22 protein-coding genes and 1 tRNA gene are annotated in these 20,507 nt (G+C 41.9%); 12 read left to right on the top strand and 11 right to left on the bottom strand.

From position 1 onward, the window contains the following. Positions 1-6 precede the first annotated feature (6 nt). Together M9194_RS11860 and M9194_RS11865 are read left to right on the top strand one after the other, a co-directional pair. Positions 7-777, top strand: coding sequence for an AraC family transcriptional regulator (locus M9194_RS11860; protein WP_250612860.1), 771 nt, complete (start codon positions 7-9; stop codon positions 775-777). Between the two features lie 168 nt (positions 778-945). Beyond that, a complete protein-coding gene (locus tag M9194_RS11865) occupies positions 946-1,452 on the top strand; it encodes a Fe3+-citrate ABC transporter substrate-binding protein (RefSeq protein WP_250612861.1) in 507 nt (168 codons plus the stop codon). A gap of 76 nt (positions 1,453-1,528) precedes the next feature. On the opposite strand, the gene gltX is transcribed toward M9194_RS11865, so the two are convergent. Beyond that, positions 1,529-2,953: a glutamate--tRNA ligase gene (gene gltX, locus M9194_RS11870; RefSeq protein ID WP_250612862.1), complete on the bottom strand. Its 1,425-nt coding sequence runs from the start codon at positions 2,951-2,953 to the stop codon at positions 1,529-1,531. Between the two features lie 186 nt (positions 2,954-3,139). Between gltX and M9194_RS11875 the strand changes: the two genes are divergently transcribed. Beyond that, entirely contained in the window at positions 3,140-4,000 is an 861-nt protein-coding gene (locus tag M9194_RS11875) for a TraB/GumN family protein (protein WP_250612863.1), read from the top strand. Positions 4,001-4,406: 406 nt separating this feature from the next. On the opposite strand, the gene M9194_RS11880 is transcribed toward M9194_RS11875, so the two are convergent. Beyond that, positions 4,407-4,483 (bottom strand) — tRNA-Pro (locus M9194_RS11880). Beyond that, the gene (locus tag M9194_RS11885; protein WP_250612864.1) at positions 4,461-4,610 is read right to left on the bottom strand and encodes a hypothetical protein; all 150 of its coding nucleotides are present in this window, start codon (positions 4,608-4,610) and stop codon (positions 4,461-4,463) included. The genes M9194_RS11880 and M9194_RS11885 overlap by 23 nt, the downstream gene beginning before the upstream one ends. A 127-nt stretch (positions 4,611-4,737) precedes the next feature. Here M9194_RS11885 and M9194_RS11890 point away from each other — a divergent pair, with 127 nt between their 5' ends. From M9194_RS11890 to rluF, 6 genes are all read left to right on the top strand, one after another. Next, a complete protein-coding gene (locus M9194_RS11890) occupies positions 4,738-4,878 on the top strand; it encodes a DUF3149 domain-containing protein (RefSeq protein ID WP_250612865.1) in 141 nt (46 codons plus the stop codon). Positions 4,879-5,055: 177 nt separating this feature from the next. After that, positions 5,056-5,634: a DNA endonuclease SmrA gene (gene smrA / locus M9194_RS11895; protein WP_250612984.1), complete on the top strand. Its 579-nt coding sequence runs from the start codon at positions 5,056-5,058 to the stop codon at positions 5,632-5,634. Positions 5,635-5,753: 119 nt separating this feature from the next. Further along, positions 5,754-7,370: a phosphoethanolamine transferase gene (locus M9194_RS11900; RefSeq protein ID WP_250612866.1), complete on the top strand. Its 1,617-nt coding sequence runs from the start codon at positions 5,754-5,756 to the stop codon at positions 7,368-7,370. Between the two features lie 241 nt (positions 7,371-7,611). Beyond that, a complete protein-coding gene (locus M9194_RS11905) occupies positions 7,612-7,803 on the top strand; it encodes a hypothetical protein (protein ID WP_250612867.1) in 192 nt (63 codons plus the stop codon). Beyond that, positions 7,793-8,110 carry a DUF6966 domain-containing protein gene (locus M9194_RS11910; RefSeq protein ID WP_250612868.1) on the top strand — a complete coding sequence of 106 codons (318 nt, stop codon included), beginning with the start codon at positions 7,793-7,795 and terminating at the stop codon, positions 8,108-8,110. The genes M9194_RS11905 and M9194_RS11910 overlap by 11 nt, the downstream gene beginning before the upstream one ends. A 117-nt stretch (positions 8,111-8,227) precedes the next feature. After that, on the top strand, positions 8,228-9,298 hold the full coding sequence (gene rluF / locus M9194_RS11915) for a 23S rRNA pseudouridine(2604) synthase RluF (RefSeq protein WP_250612869.1): 1,071 nt from the start codon (positions 8,228-8,230) through the stop codon (positions 9,296-9,298). 60 nt (positions 9,299-9,358) lie between these two features. On the opposite strand, the gene upp is transcribed toward rluF, so the two are convergent. Further along, on the bottom strand, positions 9,359-9,985 hold the full coding sequence (upp, locus tag M9194_RS11920; RefSeq protein WP_250612870.1) for a uracil phosphoribosyltransferase: 627 nt from the start codon (positions 9,983-9,985) through the stop codon (positions 9,359-9,361). Positions 9,986-10,202: 217 nt separating this feature from the next. Between upp and purM the strand changes: the two genes are divergently transcribed. Beyond that, the gene (purM, locus tag M9194_RS11925; protein ID WP_250612871.1) at positions 10,203-11,243 is read left to right on the top strand and encodes a phosphoribosylformylglycinamidine cyclo-ligase; all 1,041 of its coding nucleotides are present in this window, start codon (positions 10,203-10,205) and stop codon (positions 11,241-11,243) included. Positions 11,244-11,245: 2 nt separating this feature from the next. Further along, positions 11,246-11,884 carry a phosphoribosylglycinamide formyltransferase gene (purN, locus tag M9194_RS11930; protein ID WP_250612872.1) on the top strand — a complete coding sequence of 213 codons (639 nt, stop codon included), beginning with the start codon at positions 11,246-11,248 and terminating at the stop codon, positions 11,882-11,884. Between the two features lie 64 nt (positions 11,885-11,948). On the opposite strand, the gene M9194_RS11935 is transcribed toward purN, so the two are convergent. Both M9194_RS11935 and lpcA read right to left on the bottom strand, forming a co-directional pair. Further along, positions 11,949-12,785 carry a class II glutamine amidotransferase gene (locus tag M9194_RS11935; protein ID WP_250612873.1) on the bottom strand — a complete coding sequence of 279 codons (837 nt, stop codon included), beginning with the start codon at positions 12,783-12,785 and terminating at the stop codon, positions 11,949-11,951. A gap of 18 nt (positions 12,786-12,803) precedes the next feature. Next, positions 12,804-13,379 carry a D-sedoheptulose 7-phosphate isomerase gene (lpcA, locus tag M9194_RS11940; protein WP_250612874.1) on the bottom strand — a complete coding sequence of 192 codons (576 nt, stop codon included), beginning with the start codon at positions 13,377-13,379 and terminating at the stop codon, positions 12,804-12,806. A 316-nt stretch (positions 13,380-13,695) separates the two neighbouring features. Between lpcA and fadE the strand changes: the two genes are divergently transcribed. Continuing rightward, positions 13,696-16,149 (top strand): acyl-CoA dehydrogenase FadE, encoded by a 2,454-nt coding sequence (fadE, locus tag M9194_RS11945; RefSeq protein WP_250612875.1) that lies wholly within the window; start codon positions 13,696-13,698, stop codon positions 16,147-16,149. 175 nt (positions 16,150-16,324) lie between these two features. On the opposite strand, the gene M9194_RS11950 is transcribed toward fadE, so the two are convergent. Genes M9194_RS11950 through M9194_RS11970 form a run of 5 tightly spaced genes read right to left on the bottom strand, consistent with a single transcriptional unit; the run spans position 16,325 to position 20,502 of the window. Further along, on the bottom strand, positions 16,325-16,837 hold the full coding sequence (locus M9194_RS11950) for a hypothetical protein (protein WP_250612876.1): 513 nt from the start codon (positions 16,835-16,837) through the stop codon (positions 16,325-16,327). 16 nt (positions 16,838-16,853) lie between these two features. Next, the gene (locus M9194_RS11955) at positions 16,854-17,735 is read right to left on the bottom strand and encodes a methyltransferase (protein WP_250612877.1); all 882 of its coding nucleotides are present in this window, start codon (positions 17,733-17,735) and stop codon (positions 16,854-16,856) included. Then, positions 17,716-18,903, bottom strand: coding sequence for a LeuA family protein (locus M9194_RS11960; RefSeq protein ID WP_250612878.1), 1,188 nt, complete (start codon positions 18,901-18,903; stop codon positions 17,716-17,718). The genes M9194_RS11955 and M9194_RS11960 overlap by 20 nt, the downstream gene beginning before the upstream one ends. Continuing rightward, positions 18,900-19,760 (bottom strand): DMT family transporter, encoded by an 861-nt coding sequence (locus tag M9194_RS11965; RefSeq protein ID WP_250612879.1) that lies wholly within the window; start codon positions 19,758-19,760, stop codon positions 18,900-18,902. Before M9194_RS11965 ends, M9194_RS11960 begins: the two co-directional genes overlap by 4 nt. Further along, positions 19,750-20,502 carry a queuosine precursor transporter gene (locus tag M9194_RS11970; RefSeq protein WP_250612880.1) on the bottom strand — a complete coding sequence of 251 codons (753 nt, stop codon included), beginning with the start codon at positions 20,500-20,502 and terminating at the stop codon, positions 19,750-19,752. The genes M9194_RS11965 and M9194_RS11970 overlap by 11 nt, the downstream gene beginning before the upstream one ends. Positions 20,503-20,507: the final 5 nt, after the last annotated feature.

Consider the following 20,507-nt stretch of genomic DNA (forward strand, 5'->3'; position numbering starts at 1 on the left):
TATTCAATGCGCCAATTTATAGAGAAAGAGCAATTATTCCGGCCAGTAGAGGCCATTAGTGAAGAGAAGCTACCCAACACAGTCGGTATCGAACACTCACACCAATGGGGCCAATTACAATACGCCACAGAGGGTGTCCTTAATGTAAAAGCGGGCAACCACAGTTTTGTCATTCCCCCTCAACGCGCCGTTTGGATACCTTCAGGTGTTGTCCATCAAGTCAACAATACGGCGCCAGTTAGCTATCGCAGCTTACATATAGATAATGTGTTGGGCCAACGAATTGGCGAAGACGTTAAAGTCATTCAGGTGTCATCATTTCTGAGAGAGCTCATACAAAGAGGCTGTAACGCATGGCAAGGAAAATACCCTATCAGCGAGCTCGATACTGCATTAATGACCTTACTCATTGAAGAAATCTACCAAGCCCCCGTCAGCCCTCTCCATCTACCTTGGCCAACGGATCCCAGACTGCAAACGGTCTGCCAAATATTGCACAATAACCCCGGAGATAACCGCAACCTAGTGGCACTTGCGCAATCTTCAGGAGCCTCAGTTCGAACACTCAATCGGCTCTTTATCAAAGAGTGCCAGCTTAGCTTTACCGCATGGCGACAAAAACTGAGAATTCTCACCGCCCTTGAGCTCTTACAACACAAGCGCTCTATCACCGACGTCGCCCTTGAACTCGGTTATGAATCCAGCTCTGCGTTTATTACGGTGTTCAAAAAACACCTACACTCATCGCCAAAAGCCTATATTCGTAGCTTGCCTTAGAAATAAAATTTCTCTCAGCTAACGGAGACAATGGTACCTATTCATAACCAATGAATGTATTAACCCCAATTTTTATCGTGTCGCTACCCATTTTTCCGCTGGAGCATGGTATTCCTCTTAATAATTTAATCTAATGGCGCCAACGGTGTAATTGATTAAATTATCAGCATGAAAAAGAGCAATCTAGACTCCAATACGGGCCATCGCTTTATCTCAAAAGCTAAGACCGCTTATAAAATCCATATCCATACTCCAGACGATACAGTGCTGCACCGCTCTGTTGGGTTTGTGCGTATTGGTGAAGAAAAAGGTTTAAAGAAAGCCATTCGCCTTCGTAACGAGTTGGGGCTGGCTATGTGGGGCAAGTTTTGGAGAAGGTTGCTCAAAGATCCTTACTTGATGACTCGATTACCCCATTCTCTTGAGCCAAAAGTTATCTATAAGCCCAGACCTAAGATAGACGATCCAGACTTTAAGGATGAATGTTATATCGCGGCCTGGAGAAATTATGATAATAAAGGAAATTTGATGTACAGAAGTGTGGTTTGCTCGGTCAATAAACATGGCAAGCTTGGCGCTTACACCAAAACAAAAAAAGCCCTGCTGGAAGCCAATAAAAGTAACCTAGAAATTTTAGAGTATATGGGCCGTGTCAGCTCCATCGATTTGAAATAACCTTCTTTTAGCAGTCTACAGATACAAAAAATGCGGCCATATCATACGGCCGCATTTTGCATATCGTGTTTGTAGATTAAGCGTTAGCTTCTCTTTGGCGAATAAACTCTAACGCCATTTCAATTCGAGACATCACACGCTCTTTGCCGATTAATTGCATAACAGCGTCAACAGATGGAGACTGCCCACCACCTGTTACCGATACGCGAAGGGGCATACCAATCTTGCCCATGCCGATTTCAAGCTCTTCGCACACCTCAGTGATGACGTTGTGCAGATTTTCGGTTGTCCAGTCTGAAATCTGTTTAACTTTCTCTAACGCGAGTTCTAGCGGCGCTTTTGCCACACCACGTAAATGCTTCTTAGCTGCAGCCGCATCAAATTCAGAAAAGTCTTCATAGAAGTAACGAGATTGCTGAGCCAGCTCTACTAAAGTATTGCAACGCTCACCAACGAGTTTGATGACTTCCGTGATAGCCGGACCATTGATCGTCGCAATGTTCTGCTCATCTAAATGCCATTGTAGGTGCTCGGCAACGTATTCTGGGTCTGAGTTTTTAATGTAATGGTTGTTTAGCCACAGCAGCTTATCAGTGTTAAATGCCGAGGCAGACTTACTGATGGCATCGAGACTAAACAGATCAATCATTTCTTGTTGGGAGAAAATCTCTTGATCGCCGTGCGACCAACCTAAGCGAACCAAATAGTTGTTCAGTGCGTTAGGTAAGTAACCTTCGTCACGATATTGCATGACGGAAACCGCACCGTGGCGCTTAGACAATTTTGCACCGTCGTCACCCAAAATCATTGCGCAGTGAGCGAATGTCGGTACAGGCGCTCCCAACGCTTGATAAATATTAATTTGGCGCGGCGTATTATTAATATGGTCTTCACCACGAACAACGTGTGTAATGCCCATATCCCAGTCATCTACTACCACACAAAAGTTGTAAGTTGGAGAGCCATCGGTTCTGCGGATAATCAGGTCATCGAGCTGATCGTTGCCAATCTCAATTCGGCCACGAATTTGATCATTAAAGACCACACTGCCCTCTTTAGGATTGCGGAAACGGATTACACAAGGGTCACCGTCTTTTGCCGACTCATTCGCAGCTCTAATTTTTGGGTGGTTGGCATCATAGCGCGGCATTTCTTTATTCGCTTCTTGTTCTGCGCGAACTTCATCTAATAGCGCTTTCGATGCATAGCATTTATAGGCTTTATCTTCCGCTAGCAGCTTCTCAACCATTTCATTGTAACGGTCAAAACGCTTAGTTTGGTAGTAAGGACCTTCATCCCACTCTAAGCCCATCCAAGTCATACCTTCCAAAATCGCATCTACCGCCTCTTGAGTAGAACGCTCTAGATCAGTATCTTCAATACGAAGTACAAATTCTCCACCTTGGTTTTTCGCGTACAACCAAGAATAGAGTGCAGTACGAGCACCACCTACGTGAAGATAGCCGGTTGGGCTAGGTGCAAAACGCGTTTTAACCGTCATTTATTGAATACCTTTACTAATAATCTGTCGCTGAGTACTTCTTAACGAAGCAAATTTGCGCGCCATTCTATCACTCACACATCGATGACTCCAATTCTCTCTGGCGAATTCTGCATCTTATCCCCAACTTGGGTATACACTTTAAGAACTCTATATTGATAACGTCGAATAAGTTAGGAAAGCGCTTTGGTTAGATTAATCACATTGTTCTTGGTGTTAGTAGGCACTAGCACCGTTGCCGAGCCCTTGTATTGGAGTGCACAAAAAGGGCACACCACCTTAATGATTTTGGGCTCTGTTCATGTCGGGGAGCAAAGTATGTACCCCTTCCCTAAGACAATCACCAAATTTCTAAAATCCAGTAATGGGCTGATTGTCGAAGCGGACATCAGAAAATTTAGTCCATCTGATCTACCCGCACCCACAGTAAAAACCAAAGATGTACTCAATCGTGCTGAAACGGGGAAGCTCAAACAAATCAGTAAACAGCTTGGTTTAAATACCCAAATTCTGGAGCAATCCCCACCTTGGGCGACTGCGTTAACGCTACAAATAAGTCAATTTCGTCAACTCGGGCTAAGCCCTCTGCTGGGTGTTGACAGCTCTATGATGGCACTGGCAGAGAAATCACACGTACCGATATTGGGGCTAGAAACCGTGGGGTTCCAATTTAGCTTGCTCACTGGCTTACCTGACGGTGGCAAGTTTTTGCTTGAGAATACCATCCAACAGTTTGATAAAAGTGCAGAATATGGCCAATGTCTGATAAAAGCATGGAAAAGTGGCGATGCTTCAGTATTAGAAGATTTCGCTCAGCAAACCTCTTTCTCAAAGGATTTTGACAACAAATTTATCTACAGCAGGAACAAAGACTGGGTCGACAAACTTTCCTCTCATCAATTCTTACCCAAAAAAGAGGGGCGGTATATGGTTGTGGTAGGCGCACTTCATCTAGTCGGTAAAGATAATGTGCTCAGCCTCCTGCAGCGCGATGGATTTACCATTAAGAAGTTATCCACCAGCCAAAAAGTACACTGCCAAATTTGATTTTGTCTAAAGTAAAAAGTTTCGACAGATACAAAAAAGCCCCGACATCTGTCGAGGTTCTATGATGTGGTCGGTGAAGAGGGACTCGATCGGACTGGCGTTCCAGCCCCCGACCCTCTGGTCCCAAATCACTATTAATCGATACAAAAAAGCCCCGACGTCTGTCGAGGCTCTATGATGTGGTCGGTGAAGAGGGGCTCGATCGGACTGGCGTTCCAGCCCCCGACCCTCTGGTCCCAAATCACTATTAATCGATACAAAAAAGCCCCGACGTCTGTCGAGGCTCTATGATGTGGTCGGTGAAGAGGGACTCGATCGGACTGGCGTTCCAGCCCCCGACCCTCTGGTCCCAAACCATTATCAATCGATACAAAAAAGCCCCGACCTCTGTCGAGGCTCTATGATGTGGTCGGTGAAGAGGGATTCGAACCCCCGACCCTCTGGTCCCAAACCAGATGCGCTACCAAACTGCGCTATTCACCGAAATTTCTACTGCTTGTTCGAGCAGTCGGGCGTATATTACGGATTCTAAGTCTGAAAGCAAGCCATTTTCACCCTCCACTATCCGTAGCATGAATCGATTGGTCAGTTTTACATCAAAAATAACCATCGTGATCCTCTACGCACCATTTAATCCATATTAGGCACTTTAGTTCATACCATTGATCCAGATCAGTATCGAATCATTTCTTTAGATTTAGCCTAGAACTTGTCTTCAAGACGATATAGGTAAAATTATGGACTTTTGGCTTGATCTCCTTTTTGGTAATGCAATCGGACTTTCGTCTGTATTGGTGATTCTTGGCGCACTGAGTCTCATGCTGTTTTATGGCGGCTATTTTATCTATAAGGTGTTGAGCGACAAATCTCCTCACTAGAGATCGCTTAGCTTCTATTTATTTGACTTGGGTAAATAGAACTGTGCTTTGCACCGAAGTAGATGGGCTGTCTACTTCGGTTTTTTTTATCTGACTACCGGGTTTGCGCTTCTATACCAACTCAATCCAACCTTGATATACTCGCACTATGGCATGATCTTCATAGCGAATCTCGCAATGTCTCACGACGACTTAGACTTATTCAAAGAAATGATGGCGGACGTAAAGCCAATTCAAAACGATACTTCTGAGCTGAAAAAAGCCTTTCATTCTACCGACACTCATGCGGCCAAACGGCAAGCCGCGATGTCTCTAGATAAAGATGACCCAGATTACTTATCTGTCGATCATGCACCAATGAAAAAACCAGATGATATCGTCGAGTTTAAGCGTGATGGCGTCCAAGAAGGCGTTTATCGTAAATTGCGGTTAGGCAAGTACCCTATTCAGGCCAAGCTTGACTTGCATCGAAAAACACTAGAAGAAGCCAGAAGTGAAGTGGTTAAGTTCTTGAAACAGTGTATCCATCTTGATATTCGGACAGTGATCATTGTCCACGGCAAAGGAGAAAAATCCAACCCACCTGCATTGATGAAAAGCTATGTTTCTCACTGGTTGGAACAAATTAAAGACGTGCAATGTGCTCATAGTGCGCAGCGGCACCATGGTGGCAGCGGCGCTGTCTACGTTTTACTACGAAAAAGCGCAGAGAAAAAGTCAGAAAACAGAGAGAGACACCAAAAAAGAATGGGGTAATTTTATTCTTACCTGATCTCAGGGTGGCGAATGATACTTAAGAGAATATTAATAATGTGAATAATTAGAGCCTATTGATATACTTAATTGTAAATATATCTGTCATTCCGAGGCTCAGTTTGTCACCGAAGAAAATTTCTAGCACATCATACGTCGCCCTTCTGGCTTTGTATTTTACCGTATTTCAAAATATCGCATTGTGGAATCACTTAGTGAAACTGGTGTCCGCAGAGCCAGTAAAAATAGGGTTTCTCATCTCGTTACCAGTATTCGTTTTTATCACCATGTTTGTGTTATTTACGATAATAGTTTGGCCATATGTGTATCGAGTTCTAGTGGGTGTGCTTATCCTTCTTTCCACTCTCGTGACGTACAGCATGTTCAACTATGGCAACTACTTCAACTATGGGATGATTGTCAGTGTCTTCCAAACAAACTCGGCAGAATCATTAAGTTACCTTTCCTATTCTGTGGCCATTTGGTTTGTATTGTTAGGAGTGATACCAGCCATCTTATTTTGCTATTACCTCAAGCCCGTTTTCAACCGCTCTGTGGTAAAAACTGTACTCGCTAAGCTCTCCGGGATTGTTGCTGCAATACTTGTCTGCCTATTCATCGCGGCACTTTATTACAAAGATTATGTCTCGTTTATACGCAATCACACCGAAATAAAGTCACTGTTAAACCCAACCGATTACATTACGTCTACCTATCGCTATGAGCACTATGTCTATGTGGATAGCAAAATCCCGTACAAAAAAATTGGTCTAGATGCGACCAACACACATAAAGGCCAGCAGCACAATATTCTGGTGTTAGTGGTCGGCGAAGCCTCTCGCTCGATGAACTACTCACTCAATGGCTACCATAGAGATACCAACCCTGAGCTCGCCAAACACAAGGTTATCAGCTTCCAAGACGTCAGTTCTTGTGGCACCTATACCGCATTATCTGTACCGTGCATGTTCTCCGATATGAACAGATCGAATTACAATGAAACGATTGCTCATCATCAAGATGGGTTGATGGATATCTTAGCGCATGCTGGTTTAGACGTATCTTGGCGAGAAAATGACGGCGGCTGTAAAGGGGTGTGTGACCGAGTCAAGCATATAGAAATGACGGCTAATATTGACCCAGCACTGTGCCACAATGGGACATGTTATGATGAAATTCTGCTAAAAGGCCTAAAAGAGAAAATTGCCAATGCCAAACAAGATACGGTGATCGCGCTACATTTGATAGGCAGCCACGGCCCCACCTATCTATACCGATATCCACCGAACTTTGAAAAGTTCAAACCAATTTGCAACACCAGTAACTTGCAAGACTGCACCAGTGAACAAATTACCAATACGTACGACAACACCATTTTGTACACAGACCATATTCTCAGTACCGTTATTGACACGCTTAAAACCTCTGCCGGTAATAACAATACCGCCATGTTTTATCTTGCCGACCATGGCGAGTCTTTAGGCGAAAATGGTATCTATTTGCATGGACTGCCCTATAGTATTGCTCCTATTGAACAAAAGCGTGTGCCCATGATTGTTTGGCTATCGAAGGCATTTCAAACTAACAATGGCTTGAATGCTGGCTGTTTAGAAAATGAAGCTCAACACAAAGACACCTATTCGCAAGACAACCTATTTCACTCTATTTTAGGCTTGATGGATGTGACCACCCATTTGTATAAGCCGGACCTGGACGTATTCCGTCAATGTAGAAACTAGAGCGTTTATCTAATACGTATCAATACCTTGATAAAGCACAAGCCGCGCAAAGTGGCTTGTGCTTTCAATAGAAAGTCTCCACTGACATATAAAAATTTAGCCCTATATTTGAAACGTTTTTGTCAAAACCCAACGATTCAGGTTGTTTGCGGCATCGAAAATATAGATATCTCAGCTTTTGAGGCATACTCGGGTTAAATTCTGGTTCATTTGTTGACTAAGCCAAGTTAGAAATACTGTTATGTCCCGCAACCACCGCCTGTTCGAACTATCTATCGTGATATTGCGACTTTGCAAGCACAAGGGGCAGAAAAAGTTTATGGCAAAAGTACCTAACCGAACACTTAAAGGCGGACACAAAAAGCTTGGCTTGTTCTCCTTCGTCGCTAATTTTAGCCAAGCAAGTAAGGAGTTAGGTAAATATGGGACCTAGAACTAAAAAATTAGTGTTGGAGCTAGAAAAGGCAGTTGAACTTCTCCGTTCATGTTCTGAAAATCATTGGGCAGACTGGCTCACTAAAAGTGCTAATCTGCTGCGTCGCGGCCAATTCAGTGGCATTGAACATTTTGAAGGCGCTTTTGGTGGAATGGGCAGTATTAATGACCTTGTGCTAACTCCAATCAATGGCCATACAATGCAAAAATCAGAAGTGGACTTTTACAATGAAAAGTTGCTTAGTCATTTGTCTATCGCTCAAGGTTTAATAAAAGAAATACGTGACAATATGGAGGTGAATTAAATTCACCTAACAAACGCATCAGCCTTTATTACCCTCCACCACCCACGTGCACTACACCGCTCATTTAGGTATACTAAGCTCCAACTTTATTCCGTTGTGAAACGTTAAGACATCACCATGAAGCAAAAACATTCAGATAACACCCACACTTCCCAGCAAGCTACCAAGCGTCTCAATAAGTTTATTAGTGAGACAGGTTTTTGTTCACGCCGCGAAGCAGACAAGTTAATTGAGCAAGGCAGAGTCACGATTAACCAAAAGGTGCCAGAGAAAGGCACTCAAGTCTCTCCGGGAGATGAGGTGTGTATTGACGGCAAACCCGTTCGCGCAAAAGAAAAGCCAATTTATATCGCTTTAAATAAGCCCACTGGAATCACTTGTACCACCGAAAGAGATGTACCAGGTAACATTGTTGACTTTATTGGCCACCATAAACGAATTTTTCCTATAGGCAGGCTCGATAAGCCCTCAGACGGACTTATATTTTTGACTAACGATGGCGACATCGTGAATAAGATTCTTAGAGCGGGTAACCAACACGAAAAAGAGTATGTGGTTCGTGTCGATAAACCGATCACCGCTTCTTTTGTTAAACAGATGGCCGCTGGGGTCAATATTCTCGATACCGTCACGTTGCCTTGCAAAGTAGAGCAAGAAACCAAGTTTTCTTTTCGCATCGTGTTAACACAAGGATTAAACCGTCAAATTCGCCGCATGTGTGAAGCGTTGGGCTATCAAGTTCTTAAACTTAGACGAGTTAGAATCATGAATATCACCATTGATGGTATTCCAAATGGTAAATGGCGCTACCTCTCTAATGAAGAAATTACCGATATTCTAGCGATGTGTGAACGCTCAGTTGGCACTGAAGAAGCTTCTCGAGCGGATGATAAAGGTCGAGCAATAAAGAAGGCAACCGATGCCAAGCTGTTTGATAGCCGAGAAGAAAACCAAGCATCCAAAGCAAGACGCAATCAAAAGCAAAAGACCTACCATGGTCATGATGCAGATAAATATCGCAAATCACCTAATGCAAAAAAGACTGGAAGCAAGCAAACGAAGAGCGGTACTGCCCGAAAACCACGCAATCGCATCGAAAGTGATAAAACATTTGCCAACCAAGCAGATAGCAAACCAACACCATCAAGTCGCACCCGAGTAAAAGGAACCTTAAAGCTCGGCAAATAACACTCAGAATAATTGTTTTCTGCGCCGCCAAAAGCGGCGCTAGATACTCTCGAAGTGCGGTTATTTCGTGCCGAATATTTTATCGCCCGCATCGCCCAAACCCGGAACGATATAGCCATTTTCATCTAACTTTTCATCAATGGCTGCGGTATAAAGCTCTACATCTGGGTGCGCTTTTTCTAATGCTTCAATACCTTCTGGGGCTGCGACCAGTACTAAGACTTTAAAATTACTACAGCCTTTCTCTTTCAACAGATCAATGGTCGCTATCATCGAGCCACCTGTCGCCAACATTGGATCGACAATCAACGCTATCCGCTCATGAATATTTTTCGCGAGTTTGTTGAAATAAGGTACAGGCTCCAGAGTTTCTTCATCTCGATACACACCTACGACACTAATGCGTGCACTAGGGATATGCTCTAATACGCCATCCATCATTCCTAAACCTGCACGAAGGATAGGAACCACTGTCACCTTCTTTCCTTTGATTTGGTCCACTTCAACCGGACCATTCCAGCCATCAATCGTTACTTTTTCAGTTTCAAAGTTTGCGGTCGCCTCATAGGTCAATAAACTGCCTACTTCTGCAGCCAATTCTCTAAAACGTTTTGTGCTAATGTCACCTTCTCTCATCAAGCCAACTTTGTGTTTAACAAGGGGGTGCTTAACTTCAACGACTTTCATTTCCATCTCCAGGTGATACAGGGAATATTGTGAATAAAGAACTGCTGAGATTATATACCCATCCCTATCTATACCCAAGCTGCCTAGCTGAGAGTTTCGTCTTAATCGACTATCAATAAATCAGATTGAAAAAGTTTGCGCAAACGTTTGCTCTTTTTGATCAACCACTGGTAGAATAGCGCCGTTTTCACATCCAACATAAGACCGAGGATTTCCCGTGAGCGGTAACAATTCTTCTTTAAGCTATAAAGACGCTGGTGTAGATATCGATGCAGGCAATGCACTTGTTGACAGAATAAAAAGCTCTGTCAAACGTACTCGTCGCCCTGAAGTCATGGGGGGGATCGGTGGATTTGGTGCGCTATGTGAACTGCCAACCAAATACAAGCAGCCAGTTCTGGTATCCGGTACTGACGGTGTAGGAACAAAGCTGCGCCTGGCGCTAGATATGGGTAAGCACGATACCATAGGTATCGATTTGGTAGCCATGTGTGTCAACGACCTAATTGTCCAAGGCGCGGAGCCATTATTCTTCCTCGACTATTACGCGACAGGGAAACTCGATGTCGATACGGCCGCTGACGTTGTGTCTGGCATTGCTGAGGGCTGCGTTCAAGCTGGATGTTCTTTGATCGGCGGTGAAACTGCTGAGATGCCTGGTATGTATGAAGGTGAAGATTATGACGTAGCGGGCTTTTGTGTTGGTGTGGTCGAAAAAGAAAACATTATTGACGGTAGTAAAGTCTCAGCTGGAGATGCGCTCATCGCGGTAGGTTCTAGTGGACCTCACTCTAACGGTTATTCGTTAATTCGAAAAATCTTGGAAGTCTCAGGGGCGAGCAAAGAAGAAATGTTAAACGGCAAGCCAATTGGTGAGCACCTTCTTGAACCTACGAAAATCTATATTAAGTCCGCATTAAACCTGATTGAAAAGCACGATATCCACGCCATTTCTCACATTACAGGCGGCGGTTTTTGGGAAAATATCCCTCGTGTACTTCCTGAAGGCACAAAAGCCGTCATCGACGGCAGCAGTTGGCAATGGCCAAGCATTTTCAACTGGCTACAAGACAAAGGCAATGTTGATACCCACGAGATGTATCGCACCTTTAACTGTGGTGTAGGTTTAATTATTGCTCTACCTCACGCTCAAGCAGAACAAGCCGTTGAGCTTCTTACAGAAGAAGGCGAGAAGGCTTGGGTAATCGGTGAAATCGCGCAATCCAACGGCACTGAAGAACAAGTTGAGATCCGATAAATATGAAAAATATTGTTGTTTTAATCTCTGGTAATGGAACAAACCTACAAGCCATCATCGACGCTTGTGAAAGCAACATAACATCAGGCAAAGTTACGGCTGTCTTCTCTAACAAAGCGGAGGCTTACGGCCTAGAGCGCGCCAAACAAGCGGGCGCTGACGGTGTATTTGTGGACCCGAAACAGTTCGATTCACGAGAAGCATTCGACCGAGAACTCATGTCGCAAATTGACACCTATCAGCCAGATTTGATTGTTCTCGCAGGCTACATGCGCATTCTTAGTAATGAGTTCGTTCGCCATTACATGGGCAGAATGCTGAATATCCACCCTTCGCTGCTGCCTAAGTACCCTGGTTTGAACACATACCAGCGCGCCATTCATGCCGGTGACGAAGAACATGGCACCAGCGTACACTTTGTGACAGAGCAATTAGATGGCGGCCCAGTCATACTACAAGCGAAAGTGCCTATTTTTGATGATGATAATGTCGAGCTACTAACCAAACGAGTTCAATCGCAAGAGTATCGCATCTACCCTCTTGTCGTTGAATGGTTCGTCGATGGCAGGCTTGAAATGAAAGAAGGCAAAGCGTTTCTAGATGGTACCCAGCTGGGCATTCATGGGTATGCAGAAGAGTAGAGTTTAAGCGAAGAATGTAACCACACAGCCAAATACTTCAAGGGATACCAGTGTATCCCTTGCACTATATTTGCCGGCGTTTCTTTTTTTCTTTTGGCTTCGCGTAAGCAACCTCTTTAAGTTGCTCGGCATTACCCTCAATAAGCTCTCCATGATGAAATAGCCCATACTCTCCGGGCTTCATTCGATGCCAAGTTTCATCATTGGTTAATGGCTGAGTAGCAATCACAGTTACCACATCGTTCGGCGTCGTTTTCTCACGAAAATTCACCGTCATTTCTTCATCAATCAGGCTGGCTTTACCGAAAGGTGCACGACGTGTGATCCAATATAAATGATTGGTGCAGTACGACATCACGTAATGACCATCAGACAGGAGCATATTAAACACGCCTTTTGTCTGCAATTGGTCGCAACATTGAGCGATAAAGCGAAAAACGTCCGTCATATCAGCCGGAGGCTTAGGAAACTTACTTTCTAACTGGCTAAGCAGCCAACAAAAAGAAAACTCGCTATCGGTCTCCCCCACAGGGCGATGACGCCCGGTTGGCCAATCTTCATACTCGGCTAGCTGTCCATTGTGAGCAAACGTCCAGTAACGCCCCCAAAGCTCACGCGTAAATGGATGAGTGTTGACTAAGCTGACCTCACCACGATTGGCTTGCCGGATATGGCTAATGACCGACTGACTTTTGATCGGATAGTTTTGTACCCATTCAGCAATTTTCGATTGATAACACGGGTTATGATCTTTAAAAGTACGAAAGCCTTTTCCTTCGTAAAAGGTAATCCCCCACCCATCACTGTGGGGGCCCGTATTGCCCCCTCTTTGTATCAGTCCAGCAAAACTAAAACAGATATCAGTGGGGACATTGGCGCTCATTCCGAGCAACTCACACATAGGCTACGTCCTCCTAAATTATTCCATCTCTTTTTCGATAAGTTGGATAATGATATGGATAATTTTAATATGGATTTCTTGAATTCGGTCAGCATAACCAAAGTGCGGAACTCGAATTTCAATATCTGCGATGCCAGCCATTTTTCCGCCATCTTTACCCGTTAGCGCGATGGTTTTCATCCCTTTTGCCTTTGCCGCTTCAATAGCATTCAAGATATTACCTGAGTTACCCGACGTCGATAGACCAAAGAGAACGTCACCTGAAGCGCCTACTGCCTCTACGTAGCGAGAAAAAACGAAGTCATAACCAAAGTCGTTACTTACGCAAGATAAATGGCTTGGATCTGAAATGGCAATACCTGGGTAACCTGGGCGGTTGTCTCTGTAGCGACCTGTTAACTCTTCGGCAAAGTGCATCGCATCACAGTGTGAGCCACCATTGCCGCACGACAACACTTTTCCACCTTGTTTAAACGAGTCAGCAATCAGTTTGGCTGCTTTTTGAATTTGCTCGATGTTGGTTTCATCGCTAATGAATTTATTGAGTACGTCCGCCGCTTCGTTGAGTTCATTTTTTATGAGATCTAGGTACATAGATTTTCTCTTATCCATCAATTTGTGAGTACTGAGCCAATTTCTAGCGAAAAGAGCCTTTTGAGTATTTACCCCATAGGCCGATTTTACATCAAGGTTTGCACACTTCGATAGCTCAAATGTAACAATTGCCGCTTTAGTGATTAAATTTTGTCTTTTCTCTCAACAACGAAGAAGGTTGTGGCCCTTTTTGATCAGAATGTGCGGGATTTAAGCAATAGTGCTAATTTTTTCTTTACAAGGTGATAACAAAAGAACACAATAACTGGTATGACCACATACCAGTTAATCTATTCTGAGACACGAGGATAATAAAATGGCGTCATTACTCGCTTTTATTGCTTTCTTTGCTGTACTGCTTATTTGTCTTTATCAACGTAGTTCGCTCAAAAGCACACTACTTTTTCTTACCGTTCTTATGGTTGGTTTTTCCTTCCTTGGCTTGACGAACCCAGTTGCTTGGATAGCCTACGTCGTTATTGCAAGTTTAATTTCCATTCCAGCCATTAGGCAAAAGTTAGTATCTAGACACGTTTTTCAGGCGTTTAAGAAAGTCCTACCTGAAATGTCGCAGACAGAAACCGAAGCGCTTGAAGCCGGAACGGTTTGGTGGGAAGCCGAGCTATTTGCTGGTAAACCAAATTGGCGAATGCTGAACGCCATTGATCAACCTAAGCTGAGCCAAGAAGAAAAGGACTTCCTAAACGGCCCCGTCAATACAGTCTGTGCAATGGTTAATGACTACCAAGTTACCCATGAGCTTGCGGATCTACCCCCTGAAGTTTGGCAATACTTAAAAGACAATAAGTTCTTTGCCATGATCATTAAGAAAAAGTACGGTGGTTTAGAATTTTCTGCTTACGCACAGTCACTGGTATTACAAAAGCTGACTGGCGTGTCCGGTGTACTTTCTTCCACTGTGGGTGTACCAAACTCCCTTGGCCCAGGAGAGCTACTTCAACATTACGGTACACAAGAACAAAAGGATCACTACCTTCCACGTTTAGCCGAAGGCAAAGAGATCCCATGCTTTGCTCTAACTAGCCCAGAAGCCGGATCCGATGCTGGCTCAATCCCTGATTATGGTGTGGTATGCCACGGGGAATGGAATGGTGAGAAAATTCTGGGCATGAGGCTTACCTGGAATAAGAGATACATTACGTTGGCACCCGTTGCGACTGTATTAGGGCTAGCCTTTAAGTTGCAAGATCCCGACAATCTACTGGGCGATAAAAAAGATATCGGTATCACCTGCGCATTGATTCCTACCGATACGGCGGGCGTAGAGATTGGACGTCGCCATTTTCCATTAAATATTCCGTTTCAAAATGGACCAACTCGCGGGGAAGATATCTTTGTTCCTCTCGATTTCATCATCGGTGGTCCTAAAATGGCTGGCCAAGGATGGCGTATGCTAGTGGAATGTTTATCAGTCGGGCGCGGCATTACCCTTCCTTCTAACTCGACTGGTGGGGTTAAAACTGCGGCGTTGGCTACGGGGGCATATGCTCGTATCCGCCGCCAGTTTAAACAGCCCATTGGTCATATGGAAGGCATTGAAGAGCCACTTGCTCGCATCGGTGGTAATGCGTACGTGATGGATGCGGCAAGCACTCTAACCGTAGCAGGCATTGATCTTGGAGAGAAACCATCGGTTATATCCGCCATTATCAAATATCATTGTACTCACCGCGGGCAGCAAAGCATCATCGATGCGATGGATGTGGTTGGTGGTAAAGGGATCTGCCTTGGCCCATCAAACTTCCTAGCCAGAGGCTATCAAGGCGCTCCCATTGCAGTTACCGTTGAAGGAGCTAACATACTTACCCGTTCAATGATCATTTATGGTCAAGGCGCTATTCGTTGCCATCCTTACGTGCTGACTGAAATGCAGTCTGTACACTCAGATAGCTCCGATGCATTAAGCACATTTGACACCGCACTTACCAAACATGTTGGATTTACCCTAAGTAACTTGGTGAGAAGCCTTTGGTTTGGGATCACTGATGGACGTGGCTCGAACTCGCCAAGCAAGGATAAAACTCAACGTTACTATCAGCAAATCAACCGCTACAGTGCTAACCTAGCTTTGCTGTCTGATGTCTGCATGGCGACATTGGGAGGCTCTTTAAAACGCAAAGAGCGCCTGTCTGCGCGACTTGGTGATATTTTGAGCCAATTGTATCTAAGCTCTGCCACGCTTAAACGCTATGAGATGGATGGACGAAACAAAGACGATCTGCCTCTAGTACATTGGGGAGTTCAAGACAGCTTGTATAAAGCTGAACAAGCACTGGGGCAATTGCTAGATAACTTGCCAAACAAATGGCTTGGCAAAATACTCAAAGTCATGGTGATGCCGTTTGGCCACGTGCGTACGCAACCTAATGACAAACTTGACAACCAAGTCGCTCAAATTCTGCAAACTCCAAGTGCCACTCGAACTCGGTTAGGTCGTCATCAGTTTAGGGAAGAATGTGCGAACAGCCCTGTTGGCAAAATAGAAAAAGCACTGGAAGTGATTTTGGCCGCTGAGCCGATATTCCAAAAAGTGTGTAAAGCCACCAATACAAGAAGGCCTTTCTTGAAGCTCGATCTTGTCGCAGAAATTGGCCTAGAAAAGAATGTGATTACTAAGGAAGAATCAGAGATTCTTATTGAAGCGGAGAAACGACGTTTAGAAACAATAAACGTCGATGACTTTGATCCCCAAAAACTGGCAAGTACCACAACACTGCCAATAGAATCATTCTCCAATCACGTTGCATAATGTAGATAATGGTTAAAGCTAAAATCCGCTACTAGGCGCAAGCCAGTAGCGGATTTTTTTATTTTTATGTTGATTTAAGCCATACTTTATGGAGCTATTCTCATGATTATGTATGCACCTACAGAACCGAGTTCGAGCACATATTAAATACATGAATACTTTTAATTTTAAGTCTTCACCTGACTAACCTTAACTCTGGCTTTGTCGGGAAATTTGATTGCCTTTTTGACAAACCATACCATGCCAGTATACCGATATAACAAGCTTGACTAGGATCAAAATTATCAATTTCATATTCATTTTGTAAAAGTGAAATGGGATCACAAAGGTATCTTTCATTATTTAACTTATTTACATATAAAATATTTCCAGCCCTATCCTGAGATAATATATTGAATATACCTTTGTTAGATTTCAAGAATAAACCAGGACTTTTATTCGGTGACCACGAAGTCTCACTAGTTGTTCTAAATTTACCGTAATAGTATCCTAACCAAGATGCATGAACCGAATTTATACTACTGATAATATCTGGATCTTGAGTGACATTTTTTAAATCAGAATGAACAATTGTAGAAAGGCCTCCTTTATAATATAGTATCACACGTCCTGTATTTATATTAACCTCCTCTATCCTACATACTTTTTTCTTCTCATTTTTAAACTTTCTCATTATCTTCAAGAACATTCTTTCACCAAGACAATCATTTATTTTTCTTGCAGCGAATAATCGGGAATTTCAATTCAATCTCATACCCACCAAGGTTCTTTTTAAACCTAAAATTATTACTATGACTTAATGTATTCTCAATAATCTCATTTGATAACTGAATGTATTTTCTATGCCTTTCTTCAATAGACCTTTTTTCGAGGAGATTATTTTTTTCCAAAAACTCTTCAGTTCGTGCTTTATTGAAACGTTGCCATAACATTTCATTCCCCCAATAGGTCGTCTTGGCATAACCAAGATGTTCTATATTCGAAAACCCTGAATCAAGCAGCAGTTCTATATATTCCTCTTCAGTGGTTACATAGTATGAGTGACCATTTCCAGCACGACCAAGCAAAGGGTGGTTCATGAGCTTATTCATTGCTATACATTCACTTCTCGATCCAGAGATGAATTGACTCACCAAAAATCCATTGTCCGCCATAGACCTAAAGCAGTTATGTAGTACTTTTCTTTGGGTATGGAACTGATTGTAGTGATTTACTGATCGCATAACGACAAGATCTGGGCGATTTATCTCTTGGCAATCCGATATGTCTGATTTAATAACATTCAAACCTCGTTCCTTCGCTTTTTTTAAATAATCAACATTATCATCTACAATGGTCGTTGTTATATTAAATCCATTTTCCTCAAAAAATTCTCTTATTCTTTCTCCAAGAAATCCATCACCACCACCTAAGTCGTAAAAGTTAATGTTTTTAGGCATGCAACCCAGTATCCCTCGTAACGACTTTACGATAAAATCATCCGACACTTCATAAGATGAAAAATACCCCCCTCCAACCTTATCAATTTCAACTTTTGATAAATAATCTGCATTTGACCCAGAAACATTAACAAGTGATTTCATCATAATTCTCTATTAGTTTTTTTTCATTAATATCAAGACAATTGTGAACTGCTGAAAGTAGCATTCTTTTTTTTAAGTAGACAGATGGATTAGTAGACTTCATAATAAATTTATGTAATAGAGAAATTTCATCCTCGCTAAGTAGAATACCATTATCGTTTAATATCTTTTTTGTCATTCTTCTTCCAGAATGCTTTCCTAATATAAGCTTTCTTTCCCTACCTAGATCTATTGGATTTAAACATTCATAAGTAGTTGGGCATGAAATCATGCCATGTAGATGAATTCCAGATTCAGTTGAAAATGCATTTTCTCCAATAATAGGCTTATTTCTACTAATTATATTTTTAGTTGCTTTAGCGACTGAATTACATATTGAGTACATTAATTTCATATCAATATTATGAGAAATATTATAGTAATCTTTCTTCACATGAAGTGCACAAACTAACTCTTCTATTGCTGTATTTCCAGCTCGTTCACCAATACCGCAAAATGTAGTCTGAACTGAGTTGGCCCCAGCTTTCAAGGCTGATAAAGAGTTTGCCGTAGCCAGCCCTAGATCATTGTGGCAGTGAATAGATAAGTTTATGTCACTAGGTATAAAGCTTCGAATAAACTCTACAAGTTGTGTTATTTCCGAAGGTATGGAATAACCTACTGTATCCGCGAGAACAATAGTTTTTGCCCCAGAAATAATAGCTTTATCTACAACCTTTTTCAAATAAGAAAACGATCCTCTGGTAGCATCTTCAAGACCAGCAGAAATATCATTAAAACCTTTTGATTTTGCATAGTGAATTGACTCTGCAATCTCATTTAGAGACTGGTTCTCTGTTATTTTCCTCTTGTGATCTAAATGGATTTCAGAACCAGTAAAAGCGATCTGAATTTGATGAGGATGAGTTTCTAATAGAGAGTTATATGCAATGTCTATATCATCTTTTTTAGCACGAGCAAAAACACACAGCTTCCCAAGCTCTAACTTACTTATACTTTTAACGACTTCAATATGTTCCTCTGACACAGCAGGGAAACCAGCTTCTACGATATCTACTCCACTAAAGTGAATTTGTTTATATATATTCACCTTGTCTGATATTGACATTGTGTTTCCAGGAGCTTGCTCTCCATCTCTTAAAGTTGTATCAAATAAGGTTACTTTCTTCATTGATTATTATTTTCACGTTTTCTAATTACAAGAATAAACATACAAGATAGGACTATAAATATAGTACCAATGGATGAGTAAAACGAAGGTGCCTTGTCATGAAATATCCAATCAAATAACAAGCCAAATAATACAGACATATAAAGAAGAGGAGAGACCACTTCAGCATTAGAATATTTAAACGCTCTTGTTACAGAATATTGGAATATGAGGGCCAATATTCCCACCATTATCATAAGTAATATATCCCCTATGGTCTGGTGTGGATATTCTACTGGTAGTAAAAAAGCCGAAAAAACTGTAGAAATAAGAAAATAAAAAAACAGTATTGATTGAGTAGAATTTGTTTTACTCAATCTCTTTATTGATAGACTTGCTATAGCTGCAAAAAAACTAGATAACAATGCAATCAATGACATCCAATTAAATATACCTTTATCCGGCTTTATTATTAATAACACACCTATAAACCCTATAATTATACAAAAAATTAGCTTTCTTGATATACTGACTTTATAAAATAGAAATAGGATAATTGGTATAAACAAAGGTGCAACATTGTTTAATGCTATTGCATCTACTATGGGTATGTATTTTAATGAACAGAAAAAACACATTATTGCCAATAACCCTGCTCCTCCCCTTACAAACTGAATTGGATAGTTTCTTATCAATGCAAATTCATTATTTCTAATTGCAAATGGGGTTAAATACAATAGACCAACTAGAAATCTACTAAAGACAATCATAGTATATGGTGTATTAGAAGTTAGGTATTTAACAGCAATACCACTGATGGCATAAGCTAAGCTCGCTATAGTAGAGTATAATATCGACTTTTTTATATCAAGAGTCATTTTTTTTATTTAATTCTAGGGAGAAAATCGAAAACCTTGTCCTATAGTCATAAATATCAATCCCCTCTTTCTTTTTCAAGAAACCAGCGGCTAAATATGTTAATGGTGTAGCACATACTTCATAACCTACTTTTAAAAAGTATTGAGATAATATTAACCAAACTTGGTCTTCTGCTGGCAGCTTTCCATGAAAAAACACAATAACCCATATAATAGAAAATGCTGCTTCAGCAATTGCTGTTGAAGATATGCTCCTTAAACCAAAATATCGACCTTTAGTCAGTATTTTTAGCCTAGCAAGGAGAATTGCATTAATAAAATAGCTAGAGGATGTTGCTAATATGCTTGCTACGACCATATGAGGGATATGACCTAAGACTAAATTATAATTTTCAGGATTTTCAATTATTTTAGCGCTAGGTATAGCAAGAGAAACATATACCATCAGTCCATAAAAAATCTGTGTAAAAATATTTGACCATATCAAATGCCTAGTTTGCTTATACCCATAGACCTCAGCCACTACATCTATAAAGAAATATGTTAAAGGGAAGAATAAAATCCCACCAGGCAAAAGTAACCCGAATTCATTTATCAATCTAGGGCCTAAAGTTAACCCAATTATTTCGGATGCAATAAACAACATAGCGATAATTGGATAAAACTTAAACCCTTGCATGATTACCCTAGATTCAGGACAAGATATTAACTCTGGTTCTGGAACGTATAATTTATTTTTCATTGTTA

The organism is Vibrio sinus, assembly GCF_023634645.1.
In the GTDB taxonomy this organism is placed as follows: Bacteria; Pseudomonadota; Gammaproteobacteria; order Enterobacterales; family Vibrionaceae; genus Vibrio; species Vibrio sinus.

Excerpts from the sequence above, each read along its gene's own strand:
- M9194_RS11860 (WP_250612860.1), top strand. The coding sequence starts at position 7 with ATGCGCCAATTTATAGAGAAAGAGCAATTATTCCGGCCAGTAGAGGCC.
- M9194_RS11865 (WP_250612861.1), top strand. The coding sequence starts at position 946 with ATGAAAAAGAGCAATCTAGACTCCAATACGGGCCATCGCTTTATCTCA.
- gltX (WP_250612862.1), bottom strand. The coding sequence starts at position 2,953 with ATGACGGTTAAAACGCGTTTTGCACCTAGCCCAACCGGCTATCTTCAC.
- M9194_RS11885 (WP_250612864.1), bottom strand. The coding sequence starts at position 4,610 with ATGGTTATTTTTGATGTAAAACTGACCAATCGATTCATGCTACGGATA.
- M9194_RS11890 (WP_250612865.1), top strand. The coding sequence starts at position 4,738 with ATGGACTTTTGGCTTGATCTCCTTTTTGGTAATGCAATCGGACTTTCG.
- smrA (WP_250612984.1), top strand. The coding sequence starts at position 5,056 with ATGTCTCACGACGACTTAGACTTATTCAAAGAAATGATGGCGGACGTA.
- M9194_RS11905 (WP_250612867.1), top strand. The coding sequence starts at position 7,612 with ATGTCCCGCAACCACCGCCTGTTCGAACTATCTATCGTGATATTGCGA.
- M9194_RS11910 (WP_250612868.1), top strand. The coding sequence starts at position 7,793 with ATGGGACCTAGAACTAAAAAATTAGTGTTGGAGCTAGAAAAGGCAGTT.
- rluF (WP_250612869.1), top strand. The coding sequence starts at position 8,228 with ATGAAGCAAAAACATTCAGATAACACCCACACTTCCCAGCAAGCTACC.
- upp (WP_250612870.1), bottom strand. The coding sequence starts at position 9,985 with ATGAAAGTCGTTGAAGTTAAGCACCCCCTTGTTAAACACAAAGTTGGC.
- purN (WP_250612872.1), top strand. The coding sequence starts at position 11,246 with ATGAAAAATATTGTTGTTTTAATCTCTGGTAATGGAACAAACCTACAA.
- M9194_RS11935 (WP_250612873.1), bottom strand. The coding sequence starts at position 12,785 with ATGTGTGAGTTGCTCGGAATGAGCGCCAATGTCCCCACTGATATCTGT.
- lpcA (WP_250612874.1), bottom strand. The coding sequence starts at position 13,379 with ATGTACCTAGATCTCATAAAAAATGAACTCAACGAAGCGGCGGACGTA.
- fadE (WP_250612875.1), top strand. The coding sequence starts at position 13,696 with ATGGCGTCATTACTCGCTTTTATTGCTTTCTTTGCTGTACTGCTTATT.
- M9194_RS11950 (WP_250612876.1), bottom strand. The coding sequence starts at position 16,837 with ATGTTCTTGAAGATAATGAGAAAGTTTAAAAATGAGAAGAAAAAAGTA.
- M9194_RS11955 (WP_250612877.1), bottom strand. The coding sequence starts at position 17,735 with ATGATGAAATCACTTGTTAATGTTTCTGGGTCAAATGCAGATTATTTA.
- M9194_RS11960 (WP_250612878.1), bottom strand. The coding sequence starts at position 18,903 with ATGAAGAAAGTAACCTTATTTGATACAACTTTAAGAGATGGAGAGCAA.
- M9194_RS11965 (WP_250612879.1), bottom strand. The coding sequence starts at position 19,760 with ATGACTCTTGATATAAAAAAGTCGATATTATACTCTACTATAGCGAGC.
- M9194_RS11970 (WP_250612880.1), bottom strand. The coding sequence starts at position 20,502 with ATGAAAAATAAATTATACGTTCCAGAACCAGAGTTAATATCTTGTCCT.